The sequence below is a fragment of the Streptomyces javensis genome, assembly GCF_039525925.1.
Taxonomy (GTDB): Bacteria; Actinomycetota; Actinomycetes; order Streptomycetales; family Streptomycetaceae; genus Streptomyces; species Streptomyces asiaticus.
Map to the genome: position 1 here is coordinate 105131 of NZ_BAAAIF010000020.1, position 16952 is coordinate 122082.

At 68.7% G+C, this 16952-nt stretch carries 13 protein-coding genes; 10 read left to right on the forward strand and 3 right to left on the reverse strand.

Annotated elements, in window-relative coordinates; all coding sequences use genetic code 11:
- The first annotated feature begins 38 nt into the window (after positions 1-38).
- The 9 genes from ABD329_RS20170 (at position 39) to ABD329_RS20210 (ending at position 11043) form a co-directional block, all read left to right on the forward strand.
- Positions 39-1511: a GntP family permease gene (locus tag ABD329_RS20170; RefSeq protein ID WP_198278813.1), complete on the forward strand. Its 1473-nt coding sequence runs from the start codon at positions 39-41 to the stop codon at positions 1509-1511.
- A gap of 236 nt (positions 1512-1747) precedes the next feature.
- On the forward strand, positions 1748-2689 hold the full coding sequence (locus tag ABD329_RS20175) for an ABC transporter ATP-binding protein (protein ID WP_198278814.1): 942 nt from the start codon (positions 1748-1750) through the stop codon (positions 2687-2689).
- The gene (locus ABD329_RS20180) at positions 2686-4062 is read left to right on the forward strand and encodes an ABC transporter permease (RefSeq protein WP_198278815.1); all 1377 of its coding nucleotides are present in this window, start codon (positions 2686-2688) and stop codon (positions 4060-4062) included. The genes ABD329_RS20175 and ABD329_RS20180 overlap by 4 nt, the downstream gene beginning before the upstream one ends.
- Positions 4063-4068: 6 nt before the next feature.
- Positions 4069-6819, forward strand: coding sequence for a bifunctional YncE/alkaline phosphatase family protein (locus tag ABD329_RS20185; RefSeq protein WP_198278816.1), 2751 nt, complete (start codon positions 4069-4071; stop codon positions 6817-6819).
- Between the two features lie 685 nt (positions 6820-7504).
- The gene (locus ABD329_RS20190) at positions 7505-7843 is read left to right on the forward strand and encodes a MerR family transcriptional regulator (protein ID WP_198278817.1); all 339 of its coding nucleotides are present in this window, start codon (positions 7505-7507) and stop codon (positions 7841-7843) included.
- A gap of 352 nt (positions 7844-8195) precedes the next feature.
- Positions 8196-8399, forward strand: coding sequence for a cold-shock protein (locus ABD329_RS20195; protein WP_020868774.1), 204 nt, complete (start codon positions 8196-8198; stop codon positions 8397-8399).
- Between the two features lie 326 nt (positions 8400-8725).
- On the forward strand, positions 8726-10237 hold the full coding sequence (locus ABD329_RS20200; protein WP_198278818.1) for a DEAD/DEAH box helicase: 1512 nt from the start codon (positions 8726-8728) through the stop codon (positions 10235-10237).
- Between the two features lie 46 nt (positions 10238-10283).
- Entirely contained in the window at positions 10284-10682 is a 399-nt protein-coding gene (locus ABD329_RS20205; RefSeq protein ID WP_198278819.1) for a CBS domain-containing protein, read from the forward strand.
- A 49-nt stretch (positions 10683-10731) separates the two neighbouring features.
- Positions 10732-11043: an SCO5918 family protein gene (locus ABD329_RS20210; protein WP_198278820.1), complete on the forward strand. Its 312-nt coding sequence runs from the start codon at positions 10732-10734 to the stop codon at positions 11041-11043.
- 245 nt (positions 11044-11288) lie between these two features.
- Here the strand turns inward: ABD329_RS20210 and ABD329_RS20215 are convergent, their stop codons facing one another.
- The gene (locus ABD329_RS20215) at positions 11289-12644 is read right to left on the reverse strand and encodes a M14 family metallopeptidase (RefSeq protein ID WP_198278821.1); all 1356 of its coding nucleotides are present in this window, start codon (positions 12642-12644) and stop codon (positions 11289-11291) included.
- 125 nt (positions 12645-12769) lie between these two features.
- Here ABD329_RS20215 and ABD329_RS20220 point away from each other — a divergent pair, with 125 nt between their 5' ends.
- The gene (locus ABD329_RS20220) at positions 12770-13660 is read left to right on the forward strand and encodes a S1 family peptidase (RefSeq protein ID WP_344316714.1); all 891 of its coding nucleotides are present in this window, start codon (positions 12770-12772) and stop codon (positions 13658-13660) included.
- Between the two features lie 84 nt (positions 13661-13744).
- Here ABD329_RS20220 and ABD329_RS20225 read toward each other — a convergent pair whose 3' ends face one another.
- Both ABD329_RS20225 and ABD329_RS20230 read right to left on the reverse strand, forming a co-directional pair.
- The gene (locus tag ABD329_RS20225; RefSeq protein WP_198278563.1) at positions 13745-14755 is read right to left on the reverse strand and encodes a chitinase; all 1011 of its coding nucleotides are present in this window, start codon (positions 14753-14755) and stop codon (positions 13745-13747) included.
- Positions 14756-15015: 260 nt separating this feature from the next.
- Positions 15016-16725, reverse strand: coding sequence for a chitinase (locus ABD329_RS20230; RefSeq protein WP_198278564.1), 1710 nt, complete (start codon positions 16723-16725; stop codon positions 15016-15018).
- Between the last annotated feature and the right edge of the window lie 227 nt (positions 16726-16952).

A 16952-nucleotide genomic window follows, 5' to 3' on the forward strand; every position in this document is an offset into this window, starting at 1 on the left:
GTGCGGCGATACCCCCTACCCACATCCCGGAGTTCCCCATGCTGCTCGCGGCCGCTCCCGCTGCCGAGACCCCACCCCACACCGGTGGTCTGCTCGCCCTCATCCACGGCACCGCCGGTCTGCTGACCGTCGCCGCCCTCGGCATCGCCCTGCTGCTCTACCTGATCATCAAGGTCCGGTTGCAGCCCTTCGTGGCGCTGCTCGGCGTCTCCATCGCGGTCGGTCTGGCCGCCGGTCTCTCGGTCACCGAACTCTTCGGCACGGTCCAGAAGTCCGACGCCGTCTCGCTCATCGAATCCGGTATGGGCGGCATCCTCGGTCACATAGCCATCATCATCGGCCTGGGCACCATGCTCGGCGCGATCCTCGAGGTCTCCGGCGGCGCGGAGGCGCTCAGCGCCCGGCTGCTCGGCCTCTTCGGGGAGAAGCGGGCGCCGCTCGCGATGGGGCTCACCGGCCTGATCTTCGGCATACCCGTCTTCTTCGACGTCGGCATCTTCGTCCTCGCGCCGATCGTCTACGCGGCCGCCAAGCGCAGCGGCAAGTCGATCCTGCTCTACGCGATGCCGCTGCTCGCGGGGTTGTCCATGACCCACGCCTTCCTGCCGCCGCACCCCGGCCCGGTGGCCGCGGCCGGACTGCTCCATGTCGACCTGGGCTGGGTCATCCTGATGGGCATCGTCGTGGGCATCCCGTCGGTGCTGGCCGCGTGGGGCTACGCCGCCTGGATCGGCAAGCGCATTTTCGTGCCCGTACCGCAGGACATGGTCGAGGCGGCCGAGGAGTCCCGGGAGGCGGTCGCGGCCCAGCAGCGCGCCTCCGGCGCCACCCCCGCCGAGCAGCCGGTCTCGGTGGCCACGGTGCTCACGATCATCGGCACCCCGCTCGTGCTGATCCTCTGCGCCACGTTCTCCTCCGTGGCGCTGGACCCGAGCACCGGCCGTTCGGTCATCGAGTTCTTCGGCCACCCCTTCGTGGCGCTGACGATCGCCCTGCTCCTCGCGTACTACCTGCTGGGCATCCGGCGCGGCTGGTCCCGCAAGTCCCTGGAGACCGTCTCCACCGCCTCCCTCAAGCCGGTGGGCAACATCCTGCTGGTGGTCGGCGCGGGCGGCGTCTTCGGCGCGGTCCTCAAGGGCAGCGGTGTCGCCCAGGCCCTGGCCGACGCCTTCGACAGCGCGGGCCTGCCGGTCATCGTGCTGGCCTGGCTGATCTCGGTGGTGCTCCGGGTGGCCCAGGGCTCGGCGACGGTCGCGATCGTCACGACGGCGGGCATCGTCACCCCGATGCTCTCCGGCGGCGACTACTCGCAGGCCCATCTGGCGCTGGTCATCATGTCCATCTCGGCGGGCTCGATCTTCGCCTCGCACGTCAATGACGGTGGCTTCTGGATGGTGGCGAAGTACTTCGGCATCTCCGAGAGCGACACGCTGAAGTCCTGGACGGTGCTGGAGACGGTGCTGTCGGTGGCGGGTTTCGTGGTGGCGGCCCTGCTGAGCATCGTGATCTAGCGGACGGGGCCCGCATGACGACGGTCCGTCGGCGTCATGCGGGCCCATGCATTAATGGGAGCATTCGAATTTGATCAAATGATGGCAAAGAATGCTGGGCGGAACGTAAGGTTCTTCCCCGGCGGCGACATCACGAATGCCAAGTCGCTTCGTGTTCTCCATACATTCAACTCTCCATTCCCCTGAGCGGCATGATCAATTCATAGGGTCCTTCCGGCACTTGAAGGAAGGAACCCATGGCAGAACTCCGCGCAATCCGGGCTCGCGGTATCACCAAGAGCTTCGGTGATGTCGTCGCGCTGGACGGCATCGATCTCGATGTGACGCAGGGGCAGATCCACGGCCTGGTCGGACCGAACGGCGCCGGAAAGACGACGTTGCTCGGCCTTCTGCTGGGGCTCGCGGTGGCCGACAGCGGTCGCCTGGAGGTCCTGGGGACACCGGTCGAGCGGGCACTCGACGCTCCCGACGGTGTCGCCGGCTTCGTGGACGGCCCCGCTCTCTACCCCTCGCTCACCCCACGGCAGAACCTCGCCGCGCTGGCCGCGCTCCGCGGCCACGACGCGCGCACGGCGGGGATCGGCGACGTACTCGCCGAGGTCGGTCTCACCGATGTCGCCGACGACCGTACCCGCGGCTTCTCCCTCGGCATGCGCCAGCGGCTCGGGCTCGCCGCCGCCCTGCTGACCAGGCCCCGGCTGCTGGTGCTCGACGAACCGTCCAACGGCCTCGACCCGGCGGGCAAGAAGCATGTGCACGGTGTCCTCAGCCGGCTCGCGGCCGGCGGAACCGCCGTCGTGCTCTCCAGCCACAACATGGACGACCTCGAGGCGCTGTGCTCCGAGGTGACCATCCTCGCCGCCGGACGCGTCGTCTTCTCCGGCCCGCTTCCCAAGCTGGCCACCGAGAACCGTGAACTGGACTACCGGCTGCTCACCTCCGACCCGCCGGCCGCGCGCCGGCTGGCGGACGACGTGCCGGGGATCCAGGTCGTCGACGGCGCCGGGGTACGGCAGGACGCCGAACTGCTCGTCGTACGCGCCCTGGTGCCCGCCCTCGACCAGCTCGTGGCGCGGCTCGTGGAGAGGGGCGTCGCGCTGCGCGAGCTCACTCCCGTGGTGTCGCCGCTCGAAGCCGCGTTTCTCGCCCTCACCGACCAGCAGGAGGCGGGCAGATGACCGCGACCCTCACCCAAAGCCGGGAACAGGAACGCGGACAGCCGACCGGGGGCCGTCGTGTCCCCGTGGCCCGCGCCTGCCGCTTCGAGCTCGTCAAGCTCGTCTCCCAGTGGCGGATCCGCCTGCTGGTCCTCGCCTGCTGGATCGCGCCCGCCCTCTTCGTCGCCGGGGTGAGCCAGCAGAGCACGCTTCCCGTCGACACCCTCTTCGGGCGCTGGATGCTCGCCTCCGGGTGGGCCGGGCCGCTGGTGATGCTCGGTTTCGCGGGGACCTGGGCGCTGCCGCTGCTGACCTCGGTCGTGGCCGGTGATGTGTTCGCCTCCGAGGACCGGCTCGGCACCTGGCGCCATCTGCTCGTCGCGGTCCGCTCGCCCCGGCGGATCTTCGTGGCGAAGGCGGTGGCCAGTCTCACCGTCCTGCTGCTGCTCGTGGCCGGGCTCGCGGTCTCCAGCACCGTCGGCGGCCTCCTCGTGGTCGGCGACCAGCCGCTGGTCGGCCTCGACGGCCATCTCCTGGCACCGTCGGACGCCGCCGTCTCGGTCCTGCTCTCCTGGGTCTGCGTCCTCGCCCCGACCCTGGCGCTCGCCGCACTCGGCCTCCTCGGGTCGGTCACGCTGGGACGGTCCCCGATGGGGCTGCTGGTGCCGGTGCTCGTCTCGCTCGCGATGGCGGTCGCCCAGATGCTGCCGCTTCCGGTGGCCGTGCGCGTCGCCCTGCCGAGCTACGCCTTCATCTCCTGGAACGGTCTGTTCACCAGTCCCCGGCAACTCGGCCCGCTGCTGATCGGCCTCGTTGTCAGCCTCATATGGGCCGTGGTCGCGACGGCGCTGGCGTATGTGCTCTTCGTACGGCGCGACTTCACCAACCCGGCCCACGACGGTTCGGGCCGCCGCGTGATCACCGTCGGCGTCCTGCCGCTCGTCGGGGTGGCCGCCGCGTCGTTCGCGGTCGTCGCCGCGACGACCTCGGCGACCGGCTCCGGGATCGAGCAGGACAAGGTGCAGCGCTCGCTCGCCACGGCGTTCGCGCACCTGTACCGCATGCAGACCGACCAGCTCAACCGGCCCGCCGTCACCGAGGCCCAGCTGAAGGCCACGGCGGCGTGCAACAAGGGAAGCGTCAGGGTCGCGGCGGAAGGTCCGGGCAACGACTGGCGCTGCGTCGTGACCTGGCATCTTCCCGGCGCCGAGGCCACCGGACAGGCCATCTACCAACTCGACGTCACTCCGGACGGGCGGTTCATGGCCGACGGCGATGGACCGAAGGAAGTGAACGGCTACTTCCTGGTGCGGACCCCCGACGGGGACACGCCGAACCCGCTGTGGCAGTTCGACGGCAATGTCGAACTGCTCGACACCACCCCGAAGGGATAACCCTCAATGCAGGTGACTCGCCGCCGCAAACTCGTCGAGGAAGCCCGGATCAACCTCATCAGCAGACGCATCGGCCGCCGGATACCGCTGTTGACGGCGGGCACCACCGCCGTAGCCCTCGTGGCCACCGGCACGGCGCTCGCGCAGACCCACCAGTTCGGCACGGAGCACGTCGGTCAGGTCACGAAGAACGGCCAGGTCGTCTCCAGCAACCAGTACATCGCCCCGTACGGCGACCGTCTCGTCATCAACCAGGGCAAGATCATGTCGTCCTCGGTCAGCCCGGACGGCACGCACATGGCCGCCTCGGTCACCGACGGCGGCGCGGCCCTGGCCATCGTGGACCTGAAGAACTGGAAGACGCAACAGCTCGTCAGCAACGCCGCGTCGTCGAACCCCCGCATCGGCAGCAACAACGTGGGCCAGGAAGGCCCGACGTACTCGCCCGACGGCAAGCAGCTGTGGCTGGGCCAGCCGGACGGCTACACCGTGTTCACCGTGAACGCGGACGGCGGCGTCTCCAGCCCGCGGACCGTCAGCATCCCGGCGCAGGGGTCCAAGCACGCACTGGTGGGCGCGGTGGCGTTCTCGGCCGACGGCAAGACCGCGTACTCCGCGGTCAACGGCCAGAACCGGGTCGTCGCCATCGACGCCGCGACCGGGACCGTCAAGCAGAGCTGGAACGTGGGCAACGCCCCGCGCGGCATGGTCGTCGTCGGGAAGAAGCTCTACGTGAGCAACGAGGGCGGCCGCCCGGCCAAGCCCGGCGAGCCCACGATCAACTCGTACGGCACGCAGGTGCTCGCCGACCAGAAGACCGCCGCCACCACCAGCGGCACGGTCAGCGTGATCGACCTGGCGAACCAGGACGCCGCGGTCTCCAGCATCGAGGTCGGTCTGCACCCGACCGCCGTGTACGCCAAGAACGGCGTGGTGTTCGTCACCAACACCGCCGACAACAACGTGTCGGTCATCGACACGGCGAAGGACAAGGTCGTCCAGACCATCTCCACCCAGCCGTGGGCCAAGGCCCGGGTGGGTTATGAGCCCGACGCGGTGACCCTCACCGACGACGGTCACCTGCTGGTGACCCTCGGCCGCGCCAACGCCGTCGCCGTCTACAAGTTCACCTCCGCGCAGGAGCCGGTCAGCTACATCGGTCTGCTCCCCACGGACTACTTCCCCTCGGAGATCACCACCTCCGGCAAGGAGGTGTACGTCTCCAACACCCGTGGCATCGACGCCCGCCGTAAGGCCGGCGGCGGTCGCGGCACCCACGACACGACGTCGAGCGTGCAGAAGTTCACGCTGCCCGACGACAGCGTGATCAGGTCCTACACCCGCAAGGTCTTCAAGCAGAACGGCTGGAACGGCGAGTCCCTCAAGAAGACCGACGGCACCCCGGCCAAGCCGGTGCCGGTCCCGGTCAAGCTCGGCGACCCCTCGACGATCAAGCACGTCTTCCTGCTCGTCAAGGAGAACCGGACCTACGACCAGGTCTTCGGTGATATGCCGCAGGGCAACGGCGACCCGTCGCTGACCGAGTTCGGTGAGAACGTCACGCCGAACCAGCACGCCCTGGCCAAGCAGTTCGGCCTGTACGACAACACGTACGACATCGGCACCAACTCCGCCGAGGGCCACAACTGGCTGATGCAGGCCGACGACCCGGAGTACACCGAGTCCTCGGCCGGTGAGTACGCCCGCAGCTACGACACCGAGGACGACGCCCTCGGCCACCAGAAGACCGGCTTCATCTGGACCGGTGCGCAGGCGGCCCGCAAGTCCGTCCGGGACTTCGGTGAGTTCCAGCAGTTCCTGACCAAGCCGTCGGACGCCAGCTGGCAGAACCTGTACTGCGACAGCAAGAACATGGCGGCGACCGGTCAGGACACCGCCTACCCGCTGAACTCGACCTCGCCGATCCCGTCGCTCAACGATGTGTCGGTGCACGGCTTCCCGAAGTTCGACACCAGCGTCCCGGACATCTACCGGGCACAGATCTGGCAGAAGGACTTCGAGAAGAACGGTCCGGCGAACCTGAACATGTTCTGGCTCTCCAGCGACCACACCGGTGGCCCGGTGAGCCCTGCCTCCCAGGTCGCGGACAACGACCTGGCCGTGGGCCAGATCGTCGACAAGATCTCGCACAGCACGTACTGGAAGGACTCGGCGATCTTCGTCGTCGAGGACGACTCCCAGGCGGGTCTCGACCACGTCGACGGCCACCGTGCCCCGGTCCAGATCATCAGCCCCTGGGCCAAGCACGGTGCGGTGGACAGCCACTACTACTCGCAGATCAACATGGCGCGCACCATCGAGCAGATCCTCGGGATCCAGCCGATGAACCAGAAGGACACCGCGGCCACCACGATGGCCTCGGCGTTCACCCGGAAACCGGACTTCACGCCGTTCAAGGCGCTGCCCAACCGGACCTCGCTGACCGACGGGGTGAAGACCCCGCCGTCCTGCGGTCTCGACACCCCGGCGGCGCAGAGCCCGAAGGCGGCGGCCGTGCCGTCGGCCTCGGTGCCGACGGACATGAGAGGCGTCGCCGCCGAGTGGGACCGGTGGAAGTCGAAGCAGCGGCTGACCGGCCCCAACGCCGTTCCGGACTACGCTCCCCCCGCCCAGATGAACCACCTCACGTGGTACCAGACACACAACTGGGCGAAGCCGTACCCGGGCGAGAAGAAGATCTACGCTCCCAGGGACGTGCCGGGCGCCTACATCCCGTCGGCGGAGAACGACGGCTGACGCAGGCCCATGTGGCGGGTGGCCCCTGGCCGGCATCATCGCCGGTCAGGGGCCACCTACGTCTGTGCCACCGTGCAGGTCGGCGCCGCGCCCGGCTGTAGCGGGACCGCCGGGCACCCGTCCCGTGGCCTGTGCCGACTATCTCTCCGCCTGGGTCACGAAAATCTATCCTGGCTGGAGTAGACATTGGGCGGTGGCGTGGTTATGGTTTCTCTCGTAGCCAGAGAGACAGCAGGGCCCGGAGACACGAACTGCCGGGCAGGGTTAACCGCAGTTGCAGTACGCAGGACGGTGCGGCGGTGGAGTTTCGAAGCCAGGGTTGTTGCAGGACGGCGACGGGACTGGCGGCCGGACCGGGTGGCCCGCAGTGATCAGGGGCCGCCGCGAGCAGTACCGCAGTTCACGCAGGAGCAGTACTCAGATCCCAGAGGGAAGAACGGAGGAACCAGGCGCCATCAGGATCGCCCGGGCGGAGTCTTGAGCCCGGGTACCGCAGGACATCGATAGTGAGGTGGTCTCCGGTCAAGCAACCGCGATCCCCGCAGCCCCGACAACTTCCAGGTCGGGTCAGCGGACACAGAAGGCCGGCGCAGTACCAGGGCCGGCAGATGGTGTAGCAGTTCCTTCGGGGCCCGGGTGCCATATGGCACCCGGGCCCCTCCACCCGTTCCACAGAGAGGTGCAAATGACAGCAGGCGAATCGTTCGACCGTCTCGACGACGACGACTATCCCGCCTACACGATGGGCCGGGCCGCCGAAATGCTCGGCACCACGCAGGGCTTTCTCCGCGCCGTCGGCGAAGCCCGCCTCATCACCCCGCTGCGTTCCGAGGGCGGCCACCGCCGCTACTCCCGCTACCAGCTGCGCATCGCCGCCCGCGCCCGGGAGCTCGTCGACCAGGGCACCCCCATCGAGGCCGCCTGCCGCATCGTCGTCCTCGAAGACCAGCTCGAAGAAGCCCAGCGCAGCAACGCCGAATACCGGCACGCCGCCGCCTCGGAGACCCCGACGACCGCAGGCTGAGGTGGCCCGGCCCCGCCTGCTGCGCGCGGAGCATGCCGCGCCGCTCTTGCCGGAACACTGTGTCGCGTGTGGGGCAATATCTATTGCCGCGAGACGAGGGTTAAATATGTCGCGCGGGCAGTGTGTTTAGCGCAGCGAACGAATTCGCTCCATCGATCGTGCGCGGCCACCACCGCATGCTACTGTCGATCTCAGTTGCAGTTGTGGTTCCCAAGACTTCAACGCTCGCGCCAGCATTTAGCTGCGGGAAGCGTTTTGTATTTCCGGTTGTTCTCCGGGCGGGGCATCATTGCGGCGACCCGGTGTCCGTGGATCGCGGGTGCCGGCGTACTGCCCCACAAGGAGATATGACATGGCGTCTGGCACTGTGAAGTGGTTCAACGCGGCCAAGGGCTTCGGCTTCATCGAGCAGGACGGTGGAGGTCCTGACGTGTTCGCCCACTTCTCGAACATCGCCGCCCAGGGCTTCCGTGAGTTGCTCGAAGGTCAGAAGGTCACCTTCGACATCGCCCCGGGCCAGAAGGGCCCGACGGCCGAGAACATCGTTCCCGCCTGACGCTGACGCGCACTTCGTAGCCGGGGCCCGCGCCCCTCGGGGTGCGGGCCCCGGCTACGGGGATTTCCCTCGGTGATGCCTCCTGTGGGACAGAACCGCTCCCAGCTCTTCTCCAGGAGTGCGCGCCTCTCCCGGGCCACACCCATCGACGTCCGGCATCCCACGCCGATATTACGTCACCCATTTCATCACCTGCGTCCCACAGCGGATTCACCGCATGGCGTCTTCGCTTTCGCATTCCATTTCGGCCCGTTCTCGTGATTCCCCGCGCTGAATTTCCGCTGCGGGAATTCCTTGATACGTGCCGTATCGAGGAAGGTTCTCAAATGAACCCCACACGTACGAACGACCGCTCCTCCCGGACCCGCCGCACCAGCGGCCCCGCTTTCAACTCCGGCACCGGTTCGGGCCGGGGCAGTCGCTTCGGCTCGTCCGCCCCGAGCCGATCAGGGCGCCCGAGCCGTTCGGGTGGCCACGGTCGGCGGTCCGCCGCGGCCTCGGGCGAGTTCGCCCTGCCGAAGACGATCACTCCCGCGCTGCCCGCGGTCGAGGCTTTCGCCGACCTCGACATGCCCGCCCAGCTGCTGGCCGCGCTGACCGCGCAGGGCCTGAGCGTCCCGTTCCCGATCCAGGGTGCGACCCTGCCCAACACCCTCGCGGGCCGCGACGCCCTGGGACGCGGACGCACCGGATCCGGTAAGACCCTCGCCTTCGGCCTGGCTCTGCTGGCCCGCACCGCAGGCCGGCGCGCCGAGCCCCGCCAGCCGCTGGCCCTGGTCCTCGTCCCGACGCGTGAGCTGGCCCAGCAGGTGACCGACGCGCTCACCCCCTACGCCCGCTCGGTGAAGCTGCGCCTGGCCACCGTCGTCGGCGGAATGTCGATCGGCAGGCAGGCAGGCGCGTTGCGGGGCGGCGCCGAAGTCGTCGTGGCCACGCCGGGCCGGCTCAAGGACCTCATCGACCGTGGTGACTGCCGGCTGAACCAGGTCGCGATCACCGTCCTGGACGAGGCCGACCAGATGGCCGACATGGGCTTCATGCCCCAGGTCACCGCGCTCCTGGACCAGGTGCGCCCCGAGGGCCAGCGGATGCTGTTCTCCGCCACCCTCGACCGCAACGTCGACCGCCTGGTCCGCCGCTACCTCACCGACCCCGTCGTCCACTCCGTCGACCCGTCGGCGGGCGCCGTCGCCACGATGGAGCACCACGTGCTCCACGTGCGGGGCGCGGACAAGCACCGTACGACCATCGAGATCGCGGCCCGCGACGGCCGGGTGATCATGTTCCTGGACACCAAGCACGGCGTCGACCGGCTCACGCAGGACCTGCTGAACAGCGGAGTGCGGGCCGCCGCCCTGCACGGCGGCAAGTCGCAGCCCCAGCGCACCCGGACCCTGGCCCAGTTCAAGACCGGACACGTCACCGTGCTCGTGGCCACGAACGTCGCCGCCCGCGGTATCCACGTCGACGACCTCGACCTCGTCGTCAATATCGATCCGCCGACCGACCACAAGGACTACCTTCACCGCGGCGGCCGCACCGCGCGGGCCGGCGAGTCGGGCAGCGTCGTCACCCTGGTCACCCCCAACCAGCGCCGCAACATGACCCGCCTCATGACCGCCGCCGGCATCGTGCCCCAGACCACCCAGATCCGCGTCGGCGAAGAGGCCCTGAGTCAGATCACCGGCGCCCAGGCACCCTCCGGGATCCCCGTCACGATCACCGCGCCGGCGGCCGAGAAGCGCAAGCGCAGCGCATCCACACGCGGCCGACGCAGCCCCGCCTCGGCTGCCCGACGCAGGACCGTGCGGCAGACTTCCTTCGACGCGGCGGCCTAGAAACTCCGTGATCAGGAAACTGACCCACCACTGCCGGAGGCACCTTTTGACGCTGGTTCAGATGCAGCCCCGCTCGACGAACGTCACCCAAGCACACCAGACTGCGGCGGACGCCGTGGACACAGGCCCACTGCAAGTCAGCGACGACATGACCATCGAAGTCGCCCTGTCCGTCATGGCCGGCGCCCGCACCGGGCAGCTGTTCGTCTGCGACAACGACGGCCCGTGCACCCAACTGGTCACCCGGGCCCAGCTCACCGCGGTCCGTGACAGCCCCGCGTACACGGACCGGGTCCAACTGCGCGACATCCTCAGCGGCGGTGGGCCGTCCACCTCGCCCGTGACCACGACCGCCGAAGCCGAGCACGCGGCCCTGGACCGCCGATACGTCGCACTGCCGGTCGTCGAAGACCAGGACAGCGCTCGGGGCGTCCTCGCCCACTGAACCGCCTTACCGCGGTAGAACTATCCCCTTCTTCTCCCTGTGAGGCATCATGCGCTGCATCATCGCCCGCTTCCCGTTCGACCTCACCAAGAGCGGCGTTCTGGAATCCATGAAGGGCGTCAAGCCCGAACAGGTCATCGGTGAGTCCGTGATCATCGGCCGCCGCACCTACCCGGTCAAGCAGGTCGGGCAGGTCATCACGCGGCAGGACCGCCGCGATTTCAGCGCCGGTGAAGTTCTCCGGGCCATGACCCGGCTCGGCTTCACCTGCTCCGGCCTCCGCCAGACCGCCGCGCCCACACGTGTCCCCAGCCCAATCCAGCAGGCTTCCACGATGCTCGGCGCACCTGCCACCGACTGACCGACGAGGGGGTGCGAGCCGCCACCGGAACAACAGTGAGGGTCCGACCGACACGTGGTTGAAACCTGTGCTGTCAGACCCGCCCTCCTAGCAGCGTAGCCGGAACCCCCCACTCTGTGAGGGAACCGCCACACAGCGTGAACAAACGCAAGACGGGGCCACGCCCTCGGACGAGGGATCGTGAGGGGCGCCGTCCCGGCGGGGATACCGCCGGGACGGCGCCTGGCGTGCCATACGGCCCCGGCTTAGGCGCAGTACTGCGCCTCCTTGCCGATCGACCGGTACATGCAGTCCGCGTTCTCCACGAGTTGGAGCACCGCGTCGCGGTTGCGGCTGGTCTCGCGGTCGATGACCTCGTCGGGCGGGTAGAAGCCGCCCGCGCCGGAGGAGGTCGGGTACATCTCGAAGGTGTAGGCGAAGACCTTCTGGGTGCCCCACAGATAGTCGTCGATCGCGCCGTCCGTGATGTACAGCTCGCTCGACTGCTCCGGGGTGTAGCCGTTGCTCGCGGCCATCTTCTTGCCGACCGCGGCGAAGGCGTCGTAGTCGTCCCGCGTCATGCCGGTGGTGGTTTCGTCGTAGGTCCAGCCGAACGGCCACAGCACCAGTTCGCTGTAGGTGTGGAAGTCGATCGCGGCCTTGATCTGCTGCTTGCCGCCCACGACCCGGCTGCGGGCGAAGTCGGCGACGACCTGCACCTCGGGGGCGGAGGCGGCGCGGGGGCCGCGGTAGGTCTCCGAGCCGGGGGAGCCGGAGGAGCCGCCGCAGCAGCCCCACTTGAAGTCCCAGTTGCGGTTGAGGTCCGTGCCCACGGACGACGAGCCGGAGTTGGGCTGGCGGTTCTTGCGCCAGCTGCGGTAGGAGCCGGTGGCGATGTCGTACTCGCCGCCGTCCGGGTTCACGTCGGGGACGATCCAGATCTCCCGGCCGTTGACCGCGTTGGTGATCCGGGAGTCGCTGCCGTAGCCCTGGGTGAACTGCCGCACCAGATAGAGCGCCATCTCCACCGTAAGGTGCTCACGGGCGTGCTGATGCGCGGTGAAGAGGACCTCGGGTTCGTTCTCGTCCGTGGCCACGTTGTCGCTGATCTTGAGGGCGACGATGTCGCGGCCCTCGTACGACTTTCCGATGACGCGCTTGCTGAGGATGGACGGATACTTGGCCACCGCCGCGTTGATCTCGGCGTTCGCTTCGGCGTAGTTGTGGTACTTCGCATCGGCCGACGGGAAGTCGAACGGCTTGGCTGCCCTGCCCTCGGCACGGTCGGGCGGGCCCTGGAGCGCGGTGAGCCGGTAGCCGAGCGCGCGCAGCCGCTTGGCCTGCGCCGGGTCGGCCGTGACGACCAGGGAGCGGGCGTCCACCTCGTCGATGGACACTCCGGTGGCGGCGACCGCGGAGCGGTCGGCCTTGGTGGCGGGGCCGGAGACCTCGTACTGCCGCACGTTCTGGTCGGCGGCGGTCTCGGCCTCGGATGGGGCGGTGCGCTCGGTGCCGGGCCGTGAGCTGGGATCGTCGGCCTGAGCTGCCATGGGTGCGGCGAGTGCGAGGGTGAGCAGGGCGGTGAGGGCGGTGGCCCGTCTACCGCTGATGCGACGTCGCATGACATCTCCTGGGGGGTAAGGGCGAGCGACTGCTGCGCCAGTGTTCGGCCATGCGCATGACATGCGCAAGGGTGGGAAATGGTCGAAGCCGAAGGAATCTCTCATCGAGGGAAGGAACCCCCCGCATGAACAGATCTCTCGTCGGTGCGCTCTCGGCCCTGTTACTGGGCGGCGCGACCCTCGTCGGCGCGGGCGCGGCGCCCGCCACGGCCGCGTCCCCCGCCAAGGCCCCGGCCCCCGTCAAGGCCCCGGCCTCCGCCACGGTCTCCGCCAAGGCCCCGAAGGCGGTCGACTTCACCGGCACGGTGGCGCTCAGCAACTGCTCCGGCTCCGTCGTCCGCATGCCGGGCTCGGCCGACAGCGACCCCGCGCTCGTCCTCTCCAACGGCCACTGCCTGGAGAGCGGCTTCCCCGGCGCGGGAGAGGTGATCGTCGACCAGCCGTCCAGCCGGAGCTTCACCCTGCTGACCGCCTCGGGCGGCCGGGCAGGCACCGTCCGGGCGAGCAAGGTCGCGTACGCGACGATGACCGACACCGACATCTCGCTGTACCAGCTGACGTCGACGTACGCCCAGATCCAGTCGTCGTACGGCATCAAGGCGCTACAGCTGTCGGACAGCCACCCGGCCCAGGGCTCCGCCATCAATGTGGTCTCCGGCTACTGGAAGAAGATCTACTCCTGCAATATCGACGGATTTGCATACCGGCTTAAGGAGGGGGACTGGACCTGGAAGGACTCGGTCCGCTACACCTCCGCCTGTAACACGATCGGCGGAACGTCGGGCTCTCCCGTCGTCGACCCGGCGTCCGGCAAGGTCGTGGCCGTCAACAACACGGGCAACGAGGACGGCGGCCGCTGCACCCTCAACAACCCGTGCGAGGTGGACGAGAACGGCACGGTGACGGTGCGCCAGGGCATCAACTACGCCCAGGAGACCTACATCATCACCAAGTGCGTGACCACCGGTAACAAGATCGACCTGAACCTGGCGGGCTGCGTGCTGCCCAAGCCCTAGCGAACGCCTGTACGCCGGTGCGCCCCGCGTGGTGTGAGCGGGGCGCACCGGCATACGTCGAACTGTCGTTCGCGCCTTGAGGGCCTACAGCCCGTGGACGTGCGGGCCGACCGCCTTCGACCAGGCGTTCCCGTTGGCCGCGTCCCAGTTGGTGGACCAGGTCATCGCGCCACGGATGCCGGGGTAGGTCTTCGACGGCTTGAAGGAGCCGCAGCCGGAGCCCTTGGCGAGGCAGTCCAGGGCGTCGTTGACCACGCTCGGCTCGACATAGCCGGAGCCGGCGCCGCTGGTGGAGGCGGGCACGCCGATGCCCACCTGGGACGGGTCGAGGCCGTTCTCGAGCTGGATGCAGGCGAGGCCGGTGAGGAAGTCGACCGAGCCCTGTGAGTAGACCTTGCCGTCACAGCCCTGCATCGAGCCGCTGTTGTAGTACTGCATGTTGACGACCGTGAGGAAGTCCTTGATCGCCAGGGCGGTCTTGAAGTACTCCGTGGACGCCGACTGCATGTCGATGGTCTGCGGCGCCATGGTGACCACGACATCGCTCTTCTTGTCGTGGATGGCCTTGAGGGCCTTGGTCATGTACGTGGAGTTGACGCCGTTCTCGAGGTCGATGTCGACGCCGTTGAAGCCGTACTTGTCCATCAGGCCGGTGATGGAGGAGGCGAAGGCGTCCGCCGAGGCGTCGTCGCTGACCGAGATGGAGCCCTTCTCGCCGCCGACGGAGACGATCACGGACTTCCCGGCCGCCTGCTTGGCCTTGATGTCGTCCTTGAACTGCTGCTCGTCGCTGTAGCCGGTGGCGGGGTCGAGCTTGAAGTCGACCGCTCCGGGGGTGCCGGTGGCGTCCGCGAAGGCCACCGCGATGATGTCGTAGTCGTCCGGGACGTCCGAGAGCTTCTGCTTCGTCGCGCCGTTGTCGAAGTTCTGCCAGTAGCCGGTGACGGCGTGCTCGGGGACGGCGGCGGCGTGCTGCTTCGCGTCCGGGTGGTCCTCGGACGCGTTGGCCGAGCCGGCGGATATGAGCCCTCCTGCGGCGAGGGCGACGACTGCGGCGGCTCCGAGCAGCCGCTTGGTGAACTGTGCGCGTACCACGACAGCCTCCGTGCGTGGGGGGATGTGGGGGAGGTGGTGCCAGTGCGCGTTCAGGGGCCCCTGTGGCGTGCGTATAAGGTGGTCCAGACCAATAGCGTTGTCAAGCCCGCGCGACGTCTTCCCTGCACGTGAGGGTGAAAAATGCGGATGAGGGGGCCAAGAGCGGTTGCGCTCCCGGCCCCCTTGGCCCCTCCCCGCGAAGGGGCCGCGGCACGGCCCCGTGAAAAGGCGCCGCGTCGAAAAGGCGCCGTGTCACGCCATTACGGCAGCCCGTGCACCTTGGGGCCCACCGCGTTCGACCAGGCGTTGCCCGCCGTCGCGTCCCAGTTGGTGGACCAGGTCATCGCGCCGCGCAGACCCGGGTAGGTGCGGGACGGTTTGAAGGAGCCGCAGTTCGTGCCGCGGGCCAGGCAGTCCAGGGCGTTGTTCACGACCGTCGGGGAGACATAGCCGCTGCCCGCGCCGCGCGTCGAGGCGGGCAGGCCCAGGCCGACCTGGGACGGGGAAAGACCGCCCTCCAGCTGGATGCAGGCCAGGGCGGTCAGGAAGTCGACCGAGCCCTGTGAGTAGACCTTGCCGTCGCAGCCCAGCATGGAACCGCTGTTGTAGTACTGCATGTTGACCACCGTCAGGATGTCCTTGATGTTCAGCGCCGTCTGGAAGTAGGCGTTGGACGTGGACTGCATGTCGATGGTCTGCGGGGCCATGGTGATCACCAGGCCGGACCCGGCCTTCGCCGACAGGGAGCGCAGCGCCTGGGTCATGTAGGTGGCGTTGAGGCCGTTCTCCAGGTCGATGTCGACGCCGTCGAAGCCGTACTCGCGCATCAGGGCGTAGACGGAGTTGGCGAAGTTGTTCGCGGAGGCCGAGTCGTTGATCGAAACCGTGCCGTTCTGGCCGCCGATGGAGATCACGACGGACTTCCCGGCCGCCTGCTTGGCCTTGATGTCGTCCTTGAACTGCTGCTCGCTGCCGTAGCCGACGGCGGGGTCGAGGGTGAAGTCGACCGCTCCGGGGGTGCCGGTGGCGTCCGCGAAGGCGACCGCGATGATGTCGTACTGGTCCTGGACGTCGCGCAGCTTCTGCACGGCCGCGCCGTTGTTGAAGTTCTGCCAGTAGCCGGTGACCGCGTGCTTGGGCACCGTGCCGCCGCCCCCGCCGCCTCCGGCCGAGGTGGTGCCCGTGACGGCGGCCGACCTCGGTGACTCACCCGCCGCGTTGGTGGCGGTGACCTGGAACTGGTACGAGGTGGACGGCGCCAGTCCGGTCACGGTCGCGGAAGTGCCGCCGACCGACTGCACCTTGGAGCCGTCCCGGTAGACGTTGTAGCCGGTCGCGCCGGTGACCGGGGACCAGGACAGATCGACGGAGGACGAGGTGACGGCGCCGGCCTTGAGGCCGCCGGGCGCGCCCGGCACCGGGTCGCCGGGGTCGCCGCCGGGGCCGGTCAGGCTGATGTCGTCGGCGTGGTAGGCGGGCTGGCCGTACCAGCCGTGGGTGTAGACGGTCACCGAGGTGGTGCTGGCGCCGGTGCTGAAGCTGGTGCTGAGCTGCTGCCAGCCGGTCGCGGAGGGCGTCCAGGTCGAGACGTCGGTGGTGCCGGTGCCACTCGCGCCGAGGTACACATAGCTGCCCTGGACCCAGGCGCTGAGGGTGTACGAGGAGTTGGGCTTGACGGCCACGGTCTGGGCGCAGCGGGCGTTGTCCGAGCCCGCCGGGGTGGCCTTGAGGGCGGCCGAGCCGCTGTGGACGGGGCTCGCGACCGTGGTGCCGCTCCCGGCGGAACAGGTCCAGCCGCTGAGGCCGGACTCGAAGCCGGGGTTCTGGGCGAGGTTGGCGGCGGCGCCCTCGGCGGTGCCGCCGAGGGCGACCAGTCCGGTGGCGCCCAGGGCGATGGTGGCGAATGCGCTGGTCAGCCGGGCGAACCGGCGTCTGAGTCGGATGGGGCGAGGGTGTGGGGCACGGTCCATGACTGCCTCCGTGGGGGAATCCGTTGGGAAGCCGGTGTGAAGGAGGAGATTGCGGACGGTGGCCACCGTATGAACGTAAAGTGGTCCAGACCAATAACCTTGTCAAGGGGATGCGCGGACTCCGCATCGGACCCGGGGTGCGTAACCCAGAGGAACTGTTCTCTCACGCCGTTTTCGTGGATAAAGTGACGACGCACCAGGACAGGGGCAGTTAAAGAGACAGGGGC